Source organism: Limnospira sp. PMC 289.06, from assembly GCF_032350395.1.
GTDB classification, from domain to species: Bacteria; Cyanobacteriota; Cyanobacteriia; order Cyanobacteriales; family Microcoleaceae; genus Limnospira; species Limnospira platensis.
Genome location: NZ_JARPLC010000122.1, coordinates 1 through 14,336, shown reverse-complemented (window position 1 = coordinate 14,336; position 14,336 = coordinate 1). Strand labels below are relative to the sequence as shown.

The window sequence follows — 14,336 nt, the reverse complement described above, 5'->3', positions numbered from 1 at the left end:
ATGTCCGGTGCTTCAATCACCGAATCGGGTTCCGCCCTAGGTTACTCCATGTCCGGTGTGGGAATGTCCGGTGTCGGTATGGGTTACTCCATGTCCGGTGCTTCAATCACCGAATCGGGTTCCGCCCTAGGTTACTCCATGTCCGGGGTGGGAATGTCCGGTGTCGGTATGGCGGAACGGATGTCTGGTATTGGTTTTACCATGTCCGGTGCCGCCCTAGGCTACTCGATGTCCGGTATTGGGATGTCTGGTATTGGGATGGCTGCATCAATGCCTCCCATTCGTCCCCGTAAATTCTGGTTGGTGGCTGATGCTGAGTTAATCATTTATGGTGCTACTGAGCCTGATGCTAAGGTTAGTATTGGCGGACGACCGATTAAACTCAATCCTGATGGTACTTTCCGATTCCAAATGTATTTCCCTGATGGTCAATTTGACTATCCGATTATGGCGGTTGCTGCTGATGGTGAGCAAACCCGTTCGATTCACATGAAGTTTAATCGTGAAACTCCTGAACGTCACACTAATACCCGCGAGGAAGCGGTTTTAGAGTGGGTGGGCTAGGATATTCACTGATATAACCGATAATGAGAGTTTGATCTTAGCAATTGCGAATTAAGAATATGAGCCGGCGTTTTCCAGATGCGAAACCTCCCGGCTCAATTTTTGTCTGTGCGATCGCTCTTAGTATGGCAGCTAGCAAAGACCAGGTATGCCTAGACCGTTGAAGATGATAACCTGTAATTAGGGGTAAATAATACAAAAAACTATGGTGAGCGAGAAATTACAACAACTTCAATCCCTATTTACTGGAATGGAGCAGGCTTTAATTGCCTATTCGGGAGGGATAGATAGTACCTTGGTGGCGAAAATTGCCTATGATATTTTGGGCGATCGCGCTTTGGCTGTCACGGCTGTTTCCCCTTCCCTGTTACCAGAAGATTTGGAAGATGCTCGCATTCAGGCGGCGATGATTGGCATATCTCATGAGGAAATCTACACTCAGGAAATGGCTAATCCTAATTACACCGATAACCCGGTTAACCGTTGTTATTTCTGCAAAAGTGAACTGCATGACCAGCTTAAACCCTTGGCTAGACAACGGGGTTATTTATATATCGTTGATGGTGTGAATGCTGATGATTTGCGGGACTATCGTCCGGGGGTGAAAGCAGCTAAGGAAAGGGGGGTGCGATCGCCTTTAGCGGAGGTGGGAGTTACTAAAGCTGAGGTGCGGGAAATCTCTAAATACCTGGGGTTAAGTTGCTGGGATAAGCCTTCTCAACCTTGTTTAAGTTCCCGTTTTCCCTATGGAGAAGAAATCACTATCGCTAAATTGCAGAGGGTCGGACGTGCTGAGGTTTATTTGCGCCGCCTGGGTTGGCAAAATCTGCGGGTGCGCTCTGAGGGAGACACAGCTAGGATTGAACTGCCACCAGCACAAATTAAGGACTTTATCATTAAAAATGATTTGCCAGTTTTGGTGCAAACTTTTCAGGCATTGGGTTTTCTGTATGTTACCTTAGACCTAGAGGGATATCGTAGTGGTAAATTAAACCAAGTATTACAACCGGAACTTCTGGCTAACTACGGCTAAATTATACTGGCTAGGTGATGAAGTTGCCAACCGACTACTAGCCCCAGCATTGACACGAGACACAGGACTAAAAATGCCTGCCAGTTTTTGGTGCTGTGGGTTTGTAGTTCCATACGGGTGAGGATAGTGGCGGATAAAGCCATCAGAATGGTGGTAAAAACTTCCATATGGGTGGCTAGGACTACCAATAAGAAAGCACCAAACACTACAGATAAAAAAGCGCCAAGATTAGACTGAAACCAGCGATTGAGAGGACGGCTTAAATTCTCTAATGGAACTGTCAAAAATAGGGCGATTAAGATGATGATTAATTTAATAATTACCCACAAGTGCCACTCTATTTTTAGGTTAAATAAACCCCACCCAAACACCATATAGGTGAGCATCAACAAGAAAATTGAAACCCAAAGCATAGGGGCTATTTGATGGGATGTCATGGGTAGGATATCTATTATAAATTGGTGGAAATTGCTTGTAGGGGACAGGTGGGAATACACTGTTCACAGACAATACAACGCGATCGCGTAAATGTTAGATAAAAGGTTTCGGGATTGAGAGTGAGTGCTTCTGTGGGACATACACCTGTACATAGTCCACAGTCTACGCAGCTTTGTTCATCAATGATAATTTCTCGACTGGCCAGGGAAACTGTGACGTTTTGAGATTGCATCCAATCGATCGCCGCCTCGAGTTGGTCTATATCTCCGGATAACTCTACTACCAGTTTTCCTACCTGATTAGGGGCCACTTGCGCTCTAATAATATTAGCAGCTACATTAAAATCTTTGGCCAGTCGGTAGGTAATTGGCATCTGCACTGAACGTTTGGGAAAAGTCAAAGTGACTCGTTTTTTCATGCTGCCCGCCAGTATACAGCAGTTCCATCATACCATGCGATCGCCAATGGTGGCTGGTTTGGTGGGGCGATCGCTTTCTATTTTCCCCGCACTCGTCGAATTCGCTACACTGTACCCTAATCGATTATCTCTGTGACTAGCTGCATTAAATGAGTACAAATCCATCTGATTCTAGTTTAACTACTTCTTCATTCACCACTCGTTTGAGAAACTTTCTGATTGCTATAGTGGCAATTGTTCTCAGTGTCTTGGTGTTTTGGGGTTTCCGAACTAATGCTACATCTATATCTTTAACGGAACTGGCGACGGAATCAACCCCTCTTGAGGTGGCTTTGAGTAATGGTAAACCCACTTTGATGGAGTTTTATGCTAATTGGTGTACAACCTGTCAGGCTATGGCTGAAGATATGGCAGATCTGCGCGACAGTTATGGCGATCGCATTAATTTTGTGATGCTTAATGTTGATAATACTAAATGGCTGCCAGAAATTCTCAAGTATCGAGTTGATGGGATTCCCCATTTTGTCTTTCTCAATGATCAAGCTGAGGTTATGGGGGAGGCGATCGGAGAAATTCCCCGACCTAACCTAGGGTCTCGTTTAGATGCTTTGATCGCTGGTAACTTGATGCCAACTGTCGAAACTATGGGTCAGGTTTCCACTTTTAAAGCCCCTGTTACTCCCTCTGGGGATGCTAACACCGATCCTCGCGCACACGGTAGCCAAGTCAAACTCTAAAGCCTTCGGGCGGGCTAAATCGCCCGCCTATTTTTGGCTGGTCTCCCCTTTGATTAACTGTTTTTTACAAAAATTATCAAAACTTAAAAAAACTGTGATTGTTATTCACTCAACTTTGAGGGGATATTGTTTGAGTAATTGTACGGATTTTAGGGAGTTGCTTAGAGAAGGCGATCGCTAGATTTGAGTCAGGTAGATGAAACCCAAAAAAACTGCACAACTTATACATTATAACATGATTTGGGGATTATGGTTAATTATCCGTTGATTGCAAATAAATATTGCAAATAGTGTGCAAATCCTGAAATTCCATGTAATATAGTAAACATATAGGGCAACAAAAAAGTGAGGTTTTATCATGAATATGATGTCTAAACTATCGAATATGATGGCTTACCTGACCGAAGCAGTCATTAGGATTTTTAGCCCCAGTGACGATGCTTATCCAGAAGTAGGTCCTAGCCCCTTTGAAGGAACTCCCTGTAAAAAGCCTTCCCCAGTCCTGAAGTAAACGGTAAGGGGTAGAGTGGGCGTGATACAGAAGGTCTTAGCGGGTTGGTTTAAAGTTCGAGCATGGGATTGTCCTCCAATCAGAACCTATAGCAGTTAGTGCTAGTATTTTCACCTGGGCTAACGGATGCGAGATGCAATGCCATGTCCGGCGGTGTCTATACTAGCTCTGGGGCTGGCTATGGTTTGGTTGGAGGCTTTTGGTGTTGGGTAGGATTAAGAAAGTTGATGGAGAAAGAAGGCGATCGCCGCACTACCGAGGGGAACGGTTAAATTATCAATACCCAATTTAGATACCATTTCTAAGAGGGTGGCAGCTATGGCTACGGCTAGGGAGATACTCCAAATTTGCCAGGTGTTACCATAGACTGGGAGTAAAATTAAGGCAGATACTACAAAACTGGTTAAAGTCATGGTGAGGGAACCTTCCCAACTTTTTTGACTTCCCCAGACCTGATATTTATGGGAACCAAATTTCTGGCCGATGGTGGCGGCGAGACCATCTCCCCAGGTCATGACTAAAATTCCTAGGGCGGCGTAGTGGGGTTCTTGGCGCGGCCAAAAACAGGCGATCAGAATACCAATGCTGATGGCGTAGAAAAATGTCCCTAAACTTTGGCGGCCGACACTATTAACACTGGGGAGAATGGGGACTTTTAGGGAAATTAAGGCGATCGCCGCCGATAATCCCCCGGCTGCTATACCGATGGAGGCGGGGATGTGCAGCCACCAAGCTAATAAAATCACGTTTCCGGTGCCAATATGCACGACCTTTCGGGATATTTCGGGGTCTACGGAAAATAGGCGGTTGAGTCCTTCAGCAATAATCAGGACTAAGGCTAACCATAGACCCACCAGTGAGATATGAAGCCAAATGTTGGGATTTGCAGTTAAATCGGAAAGCATAAATCAACAGTAGTGTATAAAATAGGAAACCATATTCAGAATATATTTGGCTATGTTTCAAGCTCCAAGTCTGTCAATTGTCAAGATAGACTAATGCTGAGATTATTGAACTGTCTGGGATATGTCCATGTCTGAAGCCGATCTCCCCCTGAATCAGTCCCCCGATGAAGCAGCCATCCCAGAGTATGAAGCTGGTGTGGCGCAGCCGCTGACCCACATTTCCCACACAGGGGATGATGATTGGGAAACGGTGAATTTTCCTGATGCGATCGCCATTGATCAAATTCCGCTGGTTAAACAATCTCCAGAAAATGCCTCTGTTAGGACGGAAGGATTACCGCCCCAGGTGGCTACTGGGCCGATGAATGAGGTTGAGGGTAGTCGCGAAACTCCTCTGATTAAAGCACTTCACGCTTGTAACCGGGATTTAATCGATCGCATTGCTGAACTGTCCGAACAACTCGAAGATTGTCATCAACAGTTAAGAGAACAGAAAACTAATTATCATCAACAATTGCAGGAACTCGATTTTACCCGCGCACAGGTGAATCGTCTTTTCCAAAAGCTAGATGTTGCTAACCGGGTGATTCGACAACAGCAGGTTTTGGTCGAAAACCTGACTCAACAGTGGGATACGAGTCAAACTCGCATGGCTAAGATGGAAAGAGAATGTGCCATGACTCGTCAAAGTTACAATGAACAGTCCCATGAGTTAGTCCAGGCTCAAAATACCTGCCGTGAGTTGCGATCGCGTTTACAACGCCAACAACGCTACACTCTTCAGTTTAAGGCGGCTTTGGAGCGTTCCTTAGAAGTCCGCGAATCTGGTATGAGTCCAAATCCTGAATTAATGGTTGACTCCCCCTCCCTAGAGATGGATGGCGCGGATAATGAGTTATTATCGCCATCCTTTGTGATTCATGGCCAGATGAATTTATCTAAGGCTTCACCTGTTCAGCCTTGGTCTGCTCAATTGCAAGATTCATCAGTAGAGCAGTCAGTAGAGCAGTCAGAAGAGGGGTTAGACGAATTAACAGCACCCGCAGAAGGTGATTATAACCCCACCCCAGTTATGCCACCTTTACTATCCACTAAGGAGGGTTTAGGATCTCAGGGAGAATCGCCCAAGTCGGCTGTTTCTGATTCGGAGGCGATCGCACCCCCACCGCCCTTTGAGATATCTATTGATTCCATTGTTCCGGCGGGTGAACCTGTCCTGGATGAGTGGCCGAAACCTCGATTGGTAGAAGAGGAACTACAGCGTATCCGTTTGGAATATGCCGCACCGGAGCCAGTAGAGGAATCAGTGGCTAATCCTAAACTAGCCGGGGTGGGGTCTCGACAAAAAGGGGATAATTGGCCAGCACCTTTAGTCTATCCCCAACATCGCCGGAAGTTGCAGTCTTGGTCTGCTATTCAATTACCGACTTTCCCAAATCAGAAGGTTGAGGAAGCCGTGGAATTTTGAGTTATCGGGTCCGGTGCTGTAGCTGCTTCCAGGGTTGCTATGTGTGATATACTGACTGCCATTTGCTATTGATAAATAGTCAAATTGTCCAACGGTGGTGAGGAGAAATTTCATGCAAAAGTGGCAATTGTTGACCATAACTGGTTTGGCGATGGTCGGGAGTATTATGTGGGTGGGGTCGGCTTCTGCTCATCATCATTATATTGATGAGTGCAATACATTTGCAGACCATAGACCTCATCCACAACCTAGACATCATCAGCCAACTAGACGCCATGACCCCCACCCACACCATGATCCTCACCCGGTACAATACCATCAACCTCGCCGCCATCGACCGGCTAATGAGTATCCTTATACTCTGCGACCTGTGATTAACTACCAGGATTTTTATAGAAATCCCGATCTGAATCCACCGATTATAGAACCGCCTCCTATAATGGATATGCAATCAATGATCGATGTTAATTCGGAACGGGCATTTATAGTTTTAATTGTGTTAATTTTGTGGGGAATTTGGGGGCCGGCTTTTAAACCCAAGAAAGACAGTAAATAATCAACAATTAAGATATAGGGGGGATTAATTGGAATTTGACCAACTATTTGCCACTATTGAACAGTTAGTGATGTGTCACTCTCCTAGTGGCGATGAGTCGGAAATAGATAGCTTTCTCCTCGATCGCTTTTCGGATTTGGGGGTGAAGGTGTGGAAAGACCAGGCGGAAAACGTGATCGCTGAAATACCTGGTCAAAATCCTGATGTGGCGATCGCTATTACCGGACATAAAGACGAAATAGGCGCTATTGTTAATAATATTGAGCCTAACGGACGGGTCATGATTCGGAAATTAGGGGGATCTTTTCCTTGGGTTTATGGTGAGGGAGTGGTAGACCTACGAGGAGATCATCAGACAATTTCAGGAATTCTTAGCTTTGGTTCCCGCCATATTTCCCATGAGTCCCCCCAAAAGTCTTGGCAGACTGATAAGGTATTAACTTGGGAGGATGTTTGGGTAGAAACTCTGCGATCGCCAGAGGATTTAGAAGCAGCCGGGGTGCGTCCGGGGACTCGTGTAGTAGTCGGAAAACATCGGAAAAAACCTTTTCGTATGGGGGACTATATCGCTAGTTATACCCTCGATAATAAAGCCTCTGTCGCGATTTTATTGGAGTTGGCTAAACAGATTAAAAATCCTCCGGTAACGGTCTATTTGGTGGCATCGGCTAAGGAAGAAGTAGGGGCGATCGGTGCATTATATTTTACGAATCGCACCCGTCTTGATGCTTTAATTGCTTTAGAAATTTGTCCCCTAGCGCCAGAATATCCTATAGAATCTGGTGAGAAACCAGTGTTATTATCTCAAGATGGTTATGGCATTTATGATGAGGGCTTAAATGCTGAATTAAGGAAAGCATCTCAGCGAGTAAATGTATCGATTCAATCGGCAATTATTCGGGGGTTTGGTAGTGATGCTTCTATTGCTATGAAGTTTGGGCATATTTCTAGGGCGGCTTGTTTAAGTTTTCCTACTCAAAATACCCATGGGTTTGAGATTGCTCATTTGGGGGCAATTTCTCATTGCATTAGCATTTTGTTGAGTTATTGTCAAGGGTTATAATTTCCAGGATTTACAGCGATTTATGGGATTTACAGCGATTTACAGTGATTTATGGGATTAAACTAAAATCAGATTCAGTCATGGAATTAGTGACAGATTGAGTATAATTCACAGTAATATGAAAGCCCAAAGTTATACCCAGAGACAAAACTAGATAACCTATCAAAAATAAAATTGCTACTTGATCAGCCGACTGTGAAGATTTGTTAAGCATAAATTTAAGTTGATCGGAGGGTTTCTATTTACAGGATATCTAGTTACAGTGACAATGAATTCACCTGATGGGGTGATTTTTATGGTCATAGTTGCCATGATGGATTTTTGCTATGATAGGTCTAATGATGTCCGATTCGTTAGGAGGGCTGCATATTTGAAAAATAGGCAGATTTTCAGGATGAAGTTGCTTACTCTCACTTCTGCAATTATCCTGTTGACCCCTGGGTTGTCTAGTAGGGTTGTGGACGCTAGACCGACTCTTCCTGATGCTAATTGTCGGTGTGATGTGAACGATCGCTTTGATCCTCAAGCTAAAATGCCGCAGGGAATTCACCAGGGTAAGTGTATCAACTCCTGTCATCAGCGATCGCTACGACGTTTATCTGCTGCTGAGGCGGCTGAATATGGTATCGAACCCCAGGCGATCGCTGTAGCTAATGTCAGTCACCAAAATCAGTTTTGGGTCGCTCAAATTCTCCCCAACTCCGTAGCAGAAGTTATCTATCAACTGGAAAATTTCCCATCTCCTATTCCCGCCGCCCATACCCAACTAAGATTTCGTTTTTCTCCCGGTTCCGAGGTTCTGTTAATTCCCCAAATTCCCGGTTCTCATCAGTCCCCCGTGAAGCTACAAGACCTGATTTTTTCAGTGGAAGCTGTCGCCGTGGTGGGGGGTAACTTCGATTTGGTGGCGGGTTTCTTTGATAATTTTGCGATCGCCTATCGTTTGGTTTCCTTGGAGTCGAGAGTTCAACGGATGATTATTGAAGATGGTCATCAAGTTCAACAAATTCAATTAAATTTAACCCCAGCCCAAAAAAATCAGTTACTTTTAAACGCTATAACCAAAAGCCAGCAAGCTGGGTTAACTCAAATGTATAATACCCTGAATAGAAATTGTACTACCGAAGTCTTTAGAATCATTGACCAAACCATTGGCTATCATAGCGCTCCTAATTCAGGATCACAGGAAATTTTTATTAATGCACCTACGGGAGAACAGATATCTATGTTATTTGCCAATGGTATATTAAATCAACAGGCGATTAATCAGTTTTTGGCTGATAGTTTAGATGCCACTCAGTTACAATTTTTGCAGGAACATATCCCCACCATTTCCCCCACGGCTTTGCAACGTCGAGGGATTAAAGGAATGGAGCTACCTGATTTGAATTATGAGTTACAAAACACAGGTGGCGGCGGGATGATTTGGTAGTCTTAGCAGTCATTAACTACCCAGTTTTTGTGGGGTAAATTATCATGATCAAAAAACAGCTATTTCTGTATTCAACAATGGTGGCAACTTTAGTTATAGCCCCCGGAATTAATCAACCATCTTCAGCCAATTTACCCCTGATAACTTCTCCAGAGTTTGAATCCCTATGTAGGTCGGGAAATAGAGAATGTGCAATGATTGGGAAAGCCTCTCACCTCACCACCCAGTTAATCTACGAGTTATTTGATGCTGAGAAAAATGGAAATCCCACCGAAATGCAGCAGGCGATCGCCAATATTGCCACACTATATCAAACTGAATCTGATGCTATAAAAGTAGTCAATACCAGATTAAACTTATCGGATTTTTTTATACTCGAAAAAGACCAGGTTCTAGGTGGCTATGCTGTTTTTTTAAGCCGGGGAGAAATTATAGCTGGTGGTATAGAAAAAGTATCATTTGTAATTGGCTTTAAAGGTCTTTATCCTAGCTTAGAAGACCCCAACGATATCGCTGTTGCTCTCTCCGCTTTACCGGAACATCTTTATCATGATGCTGGTGCGTTAATTCATAAAGGGTTCCGTGATTATTCCGGTTCTGTGTTTAATCATCAAATTTCCCAAGATATGATTAACTCGATTCGAGAGCTTCAAAATGACCCGAAAACTCATGTGGAAATTGTCGTCACCGGACACAGTTTAGGTGGGTCGGCTATTCTGTATGCGGGGATGTTAGTTGATGCGGGGATTAATCCTGAAAATTTAAAAGTTATAGTTTTTGGATCCGGACCTGTAGCACAAGCTAGTTTTATTAGTCAATATCCCGATTTGATTCCTAATATTATCCGCATTGAAACTCCGGGGGATATGCTACTTTATGATGATGATTCTCCCATGAAACCTATCTATCAAAGTTTAGGTTATGTTCCCTTTGGAAGATTAATTAAAGCTACAGGAAGCGATCGCCTTAATCAACTTAACCAACAGCTTGCTATTCTCCAACAACAACAGCAGATTTCTCCATCCCCAGATTTTGATACCAAACGGCTTAACTTGCTACAACAAATCCTACAGGAAAGAGTAGCGATTCATGTTTATAGTTATCGGTATTATTATCAGATTTATCGGTCTCATCAAGGCGGTGGTGGTAGCTTGTGGTAAATGCCATTAATCATCACATTTTAGTCAGTAGTAATAGTCTCTAAGTTGGCAAATATTTAAGACAAAAAAGCCAAGGCTTTATTTTTTGTTTTTGCCTTCTTTAAGGCATCTTCCATCCGTTCTAAACAGGCATTCATGTGTTCATTAGGATGCACTTGAGTAAAACCTATTCTAGCAGAACAGGTAATTACTGCATCATCTAAGTGAATGTCGCGGCTTTTAAAGGCTTGCCAAATACGTTTGAGAGCAATTTTTGCACCTTGTGGGTCGGAGAAAATGACCATCACAAACTGATTATTACCCCAGTAGGCTACCCAGTCGCATTCGCGCAGGTGATCCTGAATTTCTTGGATCAATTCCATTAACACCTGATCAGTTTTATGATATCCCTGTTGTTGCAGACACAAATCTAACCCTTCCATCCCCATTAGTGCCAAGGATACGGGTAAGCTGTTACGTTTAGCAATGCCTAAACACTGCTTAATGCGATTTTGGACCGCACGATCGTCACTTACAGAACAAAAACAATCTTTGCTGTTTAGGTGTTCAGATTCCTGTAAATCTGACTGTGTAGGAATTTGAGAGTAAGAGTTCATCTCATCTGGTGGCAAAGTTATCCACTCCTTACTCGATGCTAATATCATTTATATCATGGTTGATTAGGGCTGACTACTGCGATCGCATGACATTTACGCAACTGTCCATAACCTGGGGTCAATTTCCCCCCAGACCTCTAGGTAAAGGGCGGTTATGGATACACAGGGGAACTGGTAGCCATGTGTAAGTCGTGATAGTATCACCTGCTGTCGCCACATTTGAGAGTTTCAATCCTACAGTAAAAACATAGACAAGCGCAGACATTAGTATCTGACTAATCACTTTAGCACCAGGGATTATATCTATGTTAACCAATCATAAACTAAGCGATCGCACCTGTAAAGATAACCCTCAAGTTATACCCCCATCTGAAAAACAATTTTTAGCAGAATTATTAGATCGTCTATCTAAACAGGTCAACCATCTCGAGAGTATCTCCGAATTTAACCAAATTTAATTAGGTGAATTACCATGCAATATCCAATTTTATCTTTACCCGAATCCGGTCAAATTCGCAAAAATATCGGACAACCCACCTTATATATTTTCTCAGCTAACAAAGGAGAAAAAGTCAACTTAATTGTTTGGGCTGGAACTCTGCAAGCTGAACTTTATAGCCCTTCCGGTCGCGAATTAGCCTTTGTGTCTTCCGGTCGTTGGCAGGGAAATATGCCGGAAACTGGAATATATCGGGTTATGATTTATCCACGCATTGACTCTACCAATTGTGCTATTGAGGTTCAAATTGAACGACCATCACCAGAACCCCAAACAGAACCCCAACCAGACCCTATAAACCACAAACTATCTCAGTATCGTTCTTTACCAGATCGCCCTATTGTAATTCGTTCAGGGGAATATAATGGGTCTGTGGGGTTCACATTATCGGCTCACAGCATTCAACCCCTAACTATTCGTTGTCGCCAGGGTCAAATGATGAAAGTGACAGGGTTTGGAGTCGAATTAGCGATCGCCAGTCCTCATGGCAAGATTTTAGAGACAGGAACCCAAAACATTTCTACCCGCCTTCCCGAAAATGGAGTTTATCGGATACTGGCTATTGGTGGGGAATTACCCCTAGATACATTAGTTTCTGTGGATGTTCGCTAATCTCAACGGGAATTGTGTTAATTAAAAAAACCCGGTTTTTGGTGTAATATACCTGATTTTAGGGAAGACTATAAACCGGTAATAACTATTTAATATCAGGTTAATTTTCCGAGTTTCCATAAATAATAAATCAGCGGGCATTATCGCCCGCTTTCACTATTTAAGGAAGGTAATCTTCAATCAGGTTGGAGAGTCGCAAATAACCCCGACTCTGGTTCAGAATGTTGAGGGCGATCGCCATTAGCCAAAGCCTTCACCTCCACAGTCACATTAGTAGCAGATGGTTCATTTAATGCCTTAATACAGAGTTCCGCAATATCCTCTCGACTGACTTTCCCCTTAATAGTATCTCCCTGATCTAACATCAAAGCCTCGCCGCCAGGTTCTTCCGTCATAGCGCAGGGGCGAATAATCGCATAGGGAATATTACTCGATCGCACTACATCTTCCCCCCGCAATTTCCAGGTTAAAATACCTCCCAATTGGTCATTCATCCGCACTGCCGGAGGTTCCTCGTCTAAATTTAATCCAGGTTTTCCCGGACGAGTCACACCGGCAGAACTCACCATCACCAACCGAGGTTTAGCGGCGTTTCCGTAGGCTTTAATCGATTCAATTTCCAGTTTAAAAATACCCGGTTCAAACTTAGGGTTTAACTCCCCATCATATTCAAACTTACTCAGCATCAATTGAAAAGCATAGACCGATTGAGGATTAAAACCAGGATTATCTTTAAGGGTTTTGGCGCGAAACACAGGAATCAATTCTTTAAAAGGAATCCTGATAGTCATGGGAATATTATAAACCGTATCAAAGGAATAGCAATAACCAATACTATCCCACTTTTCATCACTGCGGGCAATAAACTTATAACGCTTGCCATCTCCTTTAACACGCAGTTCAATTCCCGCAAATTCTGATAAATCTAAAGGGGGTTCAAAATTCCGAGTTCTGATAGAGACAAACCCCCCAGAATTAGCCGTCGAAACATTGCCCGTAAATAAAGCAGCATCACCAATTAGTAGCAGGGAACTTTCACTAACTCCCCCCATCACCACATCATCTAAAGCCCCCCAAGTCGCTTTTAGTTCAGCGTCTGGCTTGGTAAAGTCAAACAGAATTTTTTGACCCAAATTCCGCAATGTATTAGGGGTAGCATTAATCAGATTTTGAATGCCTTTATATTCCACCAATTCAGGAATATCAACTACCTCCGGCATATAAAATTTAATCCCTTGATAGTATTTTTCGCGGGTGGGGGTATCCCCTTCTACGGGTTGGACTCGGGTTCCTGAACAACAAATAATTGCCGTCACGTCCTGCATTACTTGGGGTGTCAGGGTTTCGGGGATGGTTAAATCAGCCTCAATGATATCAACCTTATTTCCCAGAATTTCTAGTCCCCGTTTCCGGTCTCGAACCAAGGCCCTTACTTTGATACCCTGTTGCTGGAGGCGTTTAACCACCCGCTTACCTACTCCCCCCGTCGCGCCAACGACTAGGACCACTTCAGAGGGGGGACTGGGTGGCTTGGCTTCCCCCCCAAATAGCTTCTGTAGCCACCGACAACTACCTAGAAACGGAATTACGCCAAAATAGTTGAGGGTTTTCACAAACCGACTGATGTCCCAAGGTGCTTTTTGATTTTCTGTAGCCATGTCTGTCCTTCAGGTGTTGCTGTTTACTATATTAAGATATGTTACAGAATCTATGGGGTCGGTGATTACCCGTTCTCTGGCGGTGGGTATTTGTGCTAAGGTATGGGTGGCACGGATAGCATGATATTCATTCTATGGAAAACATTGATTGGGAAACCGCGATCGCTGCGGGATTAGCTGCCACAATTTTTTTAGGTGCGATGCTGATGATGTTCACTAATTTTTGGACAACAGCCCTGCGGAAAAAAGATGATTAAATTTTGGCAAAGATTCAGGATTGTGGAGTAAAAATCAGCTATATTTTCGGAAGTTCTACCATTATAAATGACCATGATTTTAGATTTCAGTAATATCGCCGAATTTTCCCGGACTAACTGTGGGATGATTTGCGCCTTCTTGGTACCGATGAATTTAATCGCTACTCTGCAAACCATGATCTTTACAGCGGTGGGACGTTCTCAGCAGCAAATATTATTGATGGCGGCATTGGCGAGTTTATATGCTGGTGTTCTGGTGGCTCATGTTTGGACTTGGTTTGCGATCGGTGTGGTGATGGCTCCCACATTTATTCTCTTATTTTTGGCGGCGGTTTGTGTCAGCATTAATATTTGGGCGATCGCTAAACCCACCCATATATCTCGCCTAATTCAATTAGTGATTTCCCTGGGCAAAAATACCCTACAACC

Annotated in this window: 20 protein-coding genes and 1 pseudogene; 15 read left to right on the top strand and 6 right to left on the bottom strand. The window is 43.7% G+C overall.

Features of this window, described 5'->3' with window-relative positions:
- Both P5674_RS19450 and larE read left to right on the top strand, forming a co-directional pair.
- A pseudogene (locus tag P5674_RS19450) lies at positions 1–564 on the top strand (DUF4912 domain-containing protein); the annotation flags it as partial.
- Between the two features lie 205 nt (positions 565–769).
- Entirely contained in the window at positions 770–1,597 is an 828-nt protein-coding gene (gene larE, locus P5674_RS19445) for an ATP-dependent sacrificial sulfur transferase LarE (protein ID WP_006618056.1), read from the top strand.
- Here larE and P5674_RS19440 read toward each other — a convergent pair.
- Together P5674_RS19440 and P5674_RS19435 are read right to left on the bottom strand one after the other, a co-directional pair.
- Positions 1,594–2,010, bottom strand: coding sequence for a hypothetical protein (locus P5674_RS19440; protein ID WP_234933369.1), 417 nt, complete (start codon positions 2,008–2,010; stop codon positions 1,594–1,596). The genes larE and P5674_RS19440 overlap by 4 nt on opposite strands.
- 38 nt (positions 2,011–2,048) lie before the next feature.
- The gene (locus P5674_RS19435) at positions 2,049–2,453 is read right to left on the bottom strand and encodes an NIL domain-containing protein (protein WP_006618054.1); all 405 of its coding nucleotides are present in this window, start codon (positions 2,451–2,453) and stop codon (positions 2,049–2,051) included.
- Here P5674_RS19435 and P5674_RS19430 point away from each other — a divergent pair.
- The 3 genes from P5674_RS19430 to P5674_RS19420 all read left to right on the top strand — a co-directional run bounded on the left by P5674_RS19430 (position 2,437) and on the right by P5674_RS19420 (position 3,701).
- Positions 2,437–2,589: a hypothetical protein gene (locus P5674_RS19430; protein WP_157888732.1), complete on the top strand. Its 153-nt coding sequence runs from the start codon at positions 2,437–2,439 to the stop codon at positions 2,587–2,589. The two genes, P5674_RS19435 and P5674_RS19430, sit on opposite strands and share 17 nt — an antisense overlap.
- Positions 2,590–2,602: 13 nt before the next feature.
- Positions 2,603–3,190 carry a thioredoxin family protein gene (locus P5674_RS19425; protein ID WP_014276537.1) on the top strand — a complete coding sequence of 196 codons (588 nt, stop codon included), beginning with the start codon at positions 2,603–2,605 and terminating at the stop codon, positions 3,188–3,190.
- Between the two features lie 358 nt (positions 3,191–3,548).
- A complete protein-coding gene (locus P5674_RS19420) occupies positions 3,549–3,701 on the top strand; it encodes a hypothetical protein (RefSeq protein WP_006618052.1) in 153 nt (50 codons plus the stop codon).
- 215 nt (positions 3,702–3,916) lie between these two features.
- Here P5674_RS19420 and P5674_RS19415 read toward each other — a convergent pair whose 3' ends face one another.
- A complete protein-coding gene (locus tag P5674_RS19415) occupies positions 3,917–4,606 on the bottom strand; it encodes a diacylglycerol/polyprenol kinase family protein (protein ID WP_006618051.1) in 690 nt (229 codons plus the stop codon).
- A gap of 127 nt (positions 4,607–4,733) precedes the next feature.
- On the opposite strand from P5674_RS19415, the gene P5674_RS19410 reads away from it, so the two are divergent.
- The 3 genes from P5674_RS19410 to P5674_RS19400 all read left to right on the top strand — a co-directional run bounded on the left by P5674_RS19410 (position 4,734) and on the right by P5674_RS19400 (position 7,693).
- Entirely contained in the window at positions 4,734–6,074 is a 1,341-nt protein-coding gene (locus P5674_RS19410; protein ID WP_006618050.1) for a hypothetical protein, read from the top strand.
- Positions 6,075–6,186: 112 nt separating this feature from the next.
- Positions 6,187–6,630: a hypothetical protein gene (locus tag P5674_RS19405; protein ID WP_006618049.1), complete on the top strand. Its 444-nt coding sequence runs from the start codon at positions 6,187–6,189 to the stop codon at positions 6,628–6,630.
- 28 nt (positions 6,631–6,658) lie between these two features.
- Positions 6,659–7,693: a M42 family metallopeptidase gene (locus tag P5674_RS19400; protein WP_006618048.1), complete on the top strand. Its 1,035-nt coding sequence runs from the start codon at positions 6,659–6,661 to the stop codon at positions 7,691–7,693.
- A 49-nt stretch (positions 7,694–7,742) separates the two neighbouring features.
- On the opposite strand, the gene P5674_RS19395 is transcribed toward P5674_RS19400, so the two are convergent.
- Positions 7,743–7,907 carry a hypothetical protein gene (locus P5674_RS19395; RefSeq protein WP_014276539.1) on the bottom strand — a complete coding sequence of 55 codons (165 nt, stop codon included), beginning with the start codon at positions 7,905–7,907 and terminating at the stop codon, positions 7,743–7,745.
- Between the two features lie 180 nt (positions 7,908–8,087).
- Between P5674_RS19395 and P5674_RS19390 the strand changes: the two genes are divergently transcribed.
- Complete coding sequence (locus P5674_RS19390) at positions 8,088–9,125, top strand: lipoprotein N-acyltransferase Lnb domain-containing protein (protein ID WP_006618047.1); 1,038 nt, start codon at positions 8,088–8,090, stop codon at positions 9,123–9,125.
- A gap of 44 nt (positions 9,126–9,169) precedes the next feature.
- Positions 9,170–10,285, top strand: a complete 1,116-nt coding sequence (locus tag P5674_RS19385) for a lipase family protein (protein ID WP_006618046.1) — start codon at positions 9,170–9,172, stop codon at positions 10,283–10,285.
- Positions 10,286–10,341: 56 nt separating this feature from the next.
- On the opposite strand, the gene P5674_RS19380 is transcribed toward P5674_RS19385, so the two are convergent.
- Positions 10,342–10,929 (bottom strand): GGDEF domain-containing protein, encoded by a 588-nt coding sequence (locus tag P5674_RS19380; RefSeq protein ID WP_014276541.1) that lies wholly within the window; start codon positions 10,927–10,929, stop codon positions 10,342–10,344.
- A gap of 257 nt (positions 10,930–11,186) precedes the next feature.
- Between P5674_RS19380 and P5674_RS19375 the strand changes: the two genes are divergently transcribed.
- Positions 11,187–11,339, top strand: a complete 153-nt coding sequence (locus P5674_RS19375; protein ID WP_014276542.1) for a hypothetical protein — start codon at positions 11,187–11,189, stop codon at positions 11,337–11,339.
- A 14-nt stretch (positions 11,340–11,353) separates the two neighbouring features.
- A complete protein-coding gene (locus P5674_RS19370; RefSeq protein WP_006618044.1) occupies positions 11,354–11,992 on the top strand; it encodes a hypothetical protein in 639 nt (212 codons plus the stop codon).
- A 176-nt stretch (positions 11,993–12,168) separates the two neighbouring features.
- Here the strand turns inward: P5674_RS19370 and P5674_RS19365 are convergent, their stop codons facing one another.
- The gene (locus tag P5674_RS19365) at positions 12,169–13,650 is read right to left on the bottom strand and encodes a CIA30 family protein (protein ID WP_006618043.1); all 1,482 of its coding nucleotides are present in this window, start codon (positions 13,648–13,650) and stop codon (positions 12,169–12,171) included.
- Here P5674_RS19365 and P5674_RS19360 point away from each other — a divergent pair.
- From P5674_RS19360 to P5674_RS19350, 3 genes are all read left to right on the top strand, one after another.
- The gene (locus P5674_RS19360) at positions 13,649–13,774 is read left to right on the top strand and encodes a hypothetical protein (RefSeq protein WP_286131458.1); all 126 of its coding nucleotides are present in this window, start codon (positions 13,649–13,651) and stop codon (positions 13,772–13,774) included. The two genes, P5674_RS19365 and P5674_RS19360, sit on opposite strands and share 2 nt — an antisense overlap.
- A 10-nt stretch (positions 13,775–13,784) precedes the next feature.
- Positions 13,785–13,907 (top strand): hypothetical protein, encoded by a 123-nt coding sequence (locus P5674_RS19355; protein WP_014276543.1) that lies wholly within the window; start codon positions 13,785–13,787, stop codon positions 13,905–13,907.
- 73 nt (positions 13,908–13,980) lie between these two features.
- A partial coding sequence (locus tag P5674_RS19350; RefSeq protein WP_434475130.1) for a hypothetical protein occupies positions 13,981–14,336 on the top strand: 356 nt, incomplete at its 3' end.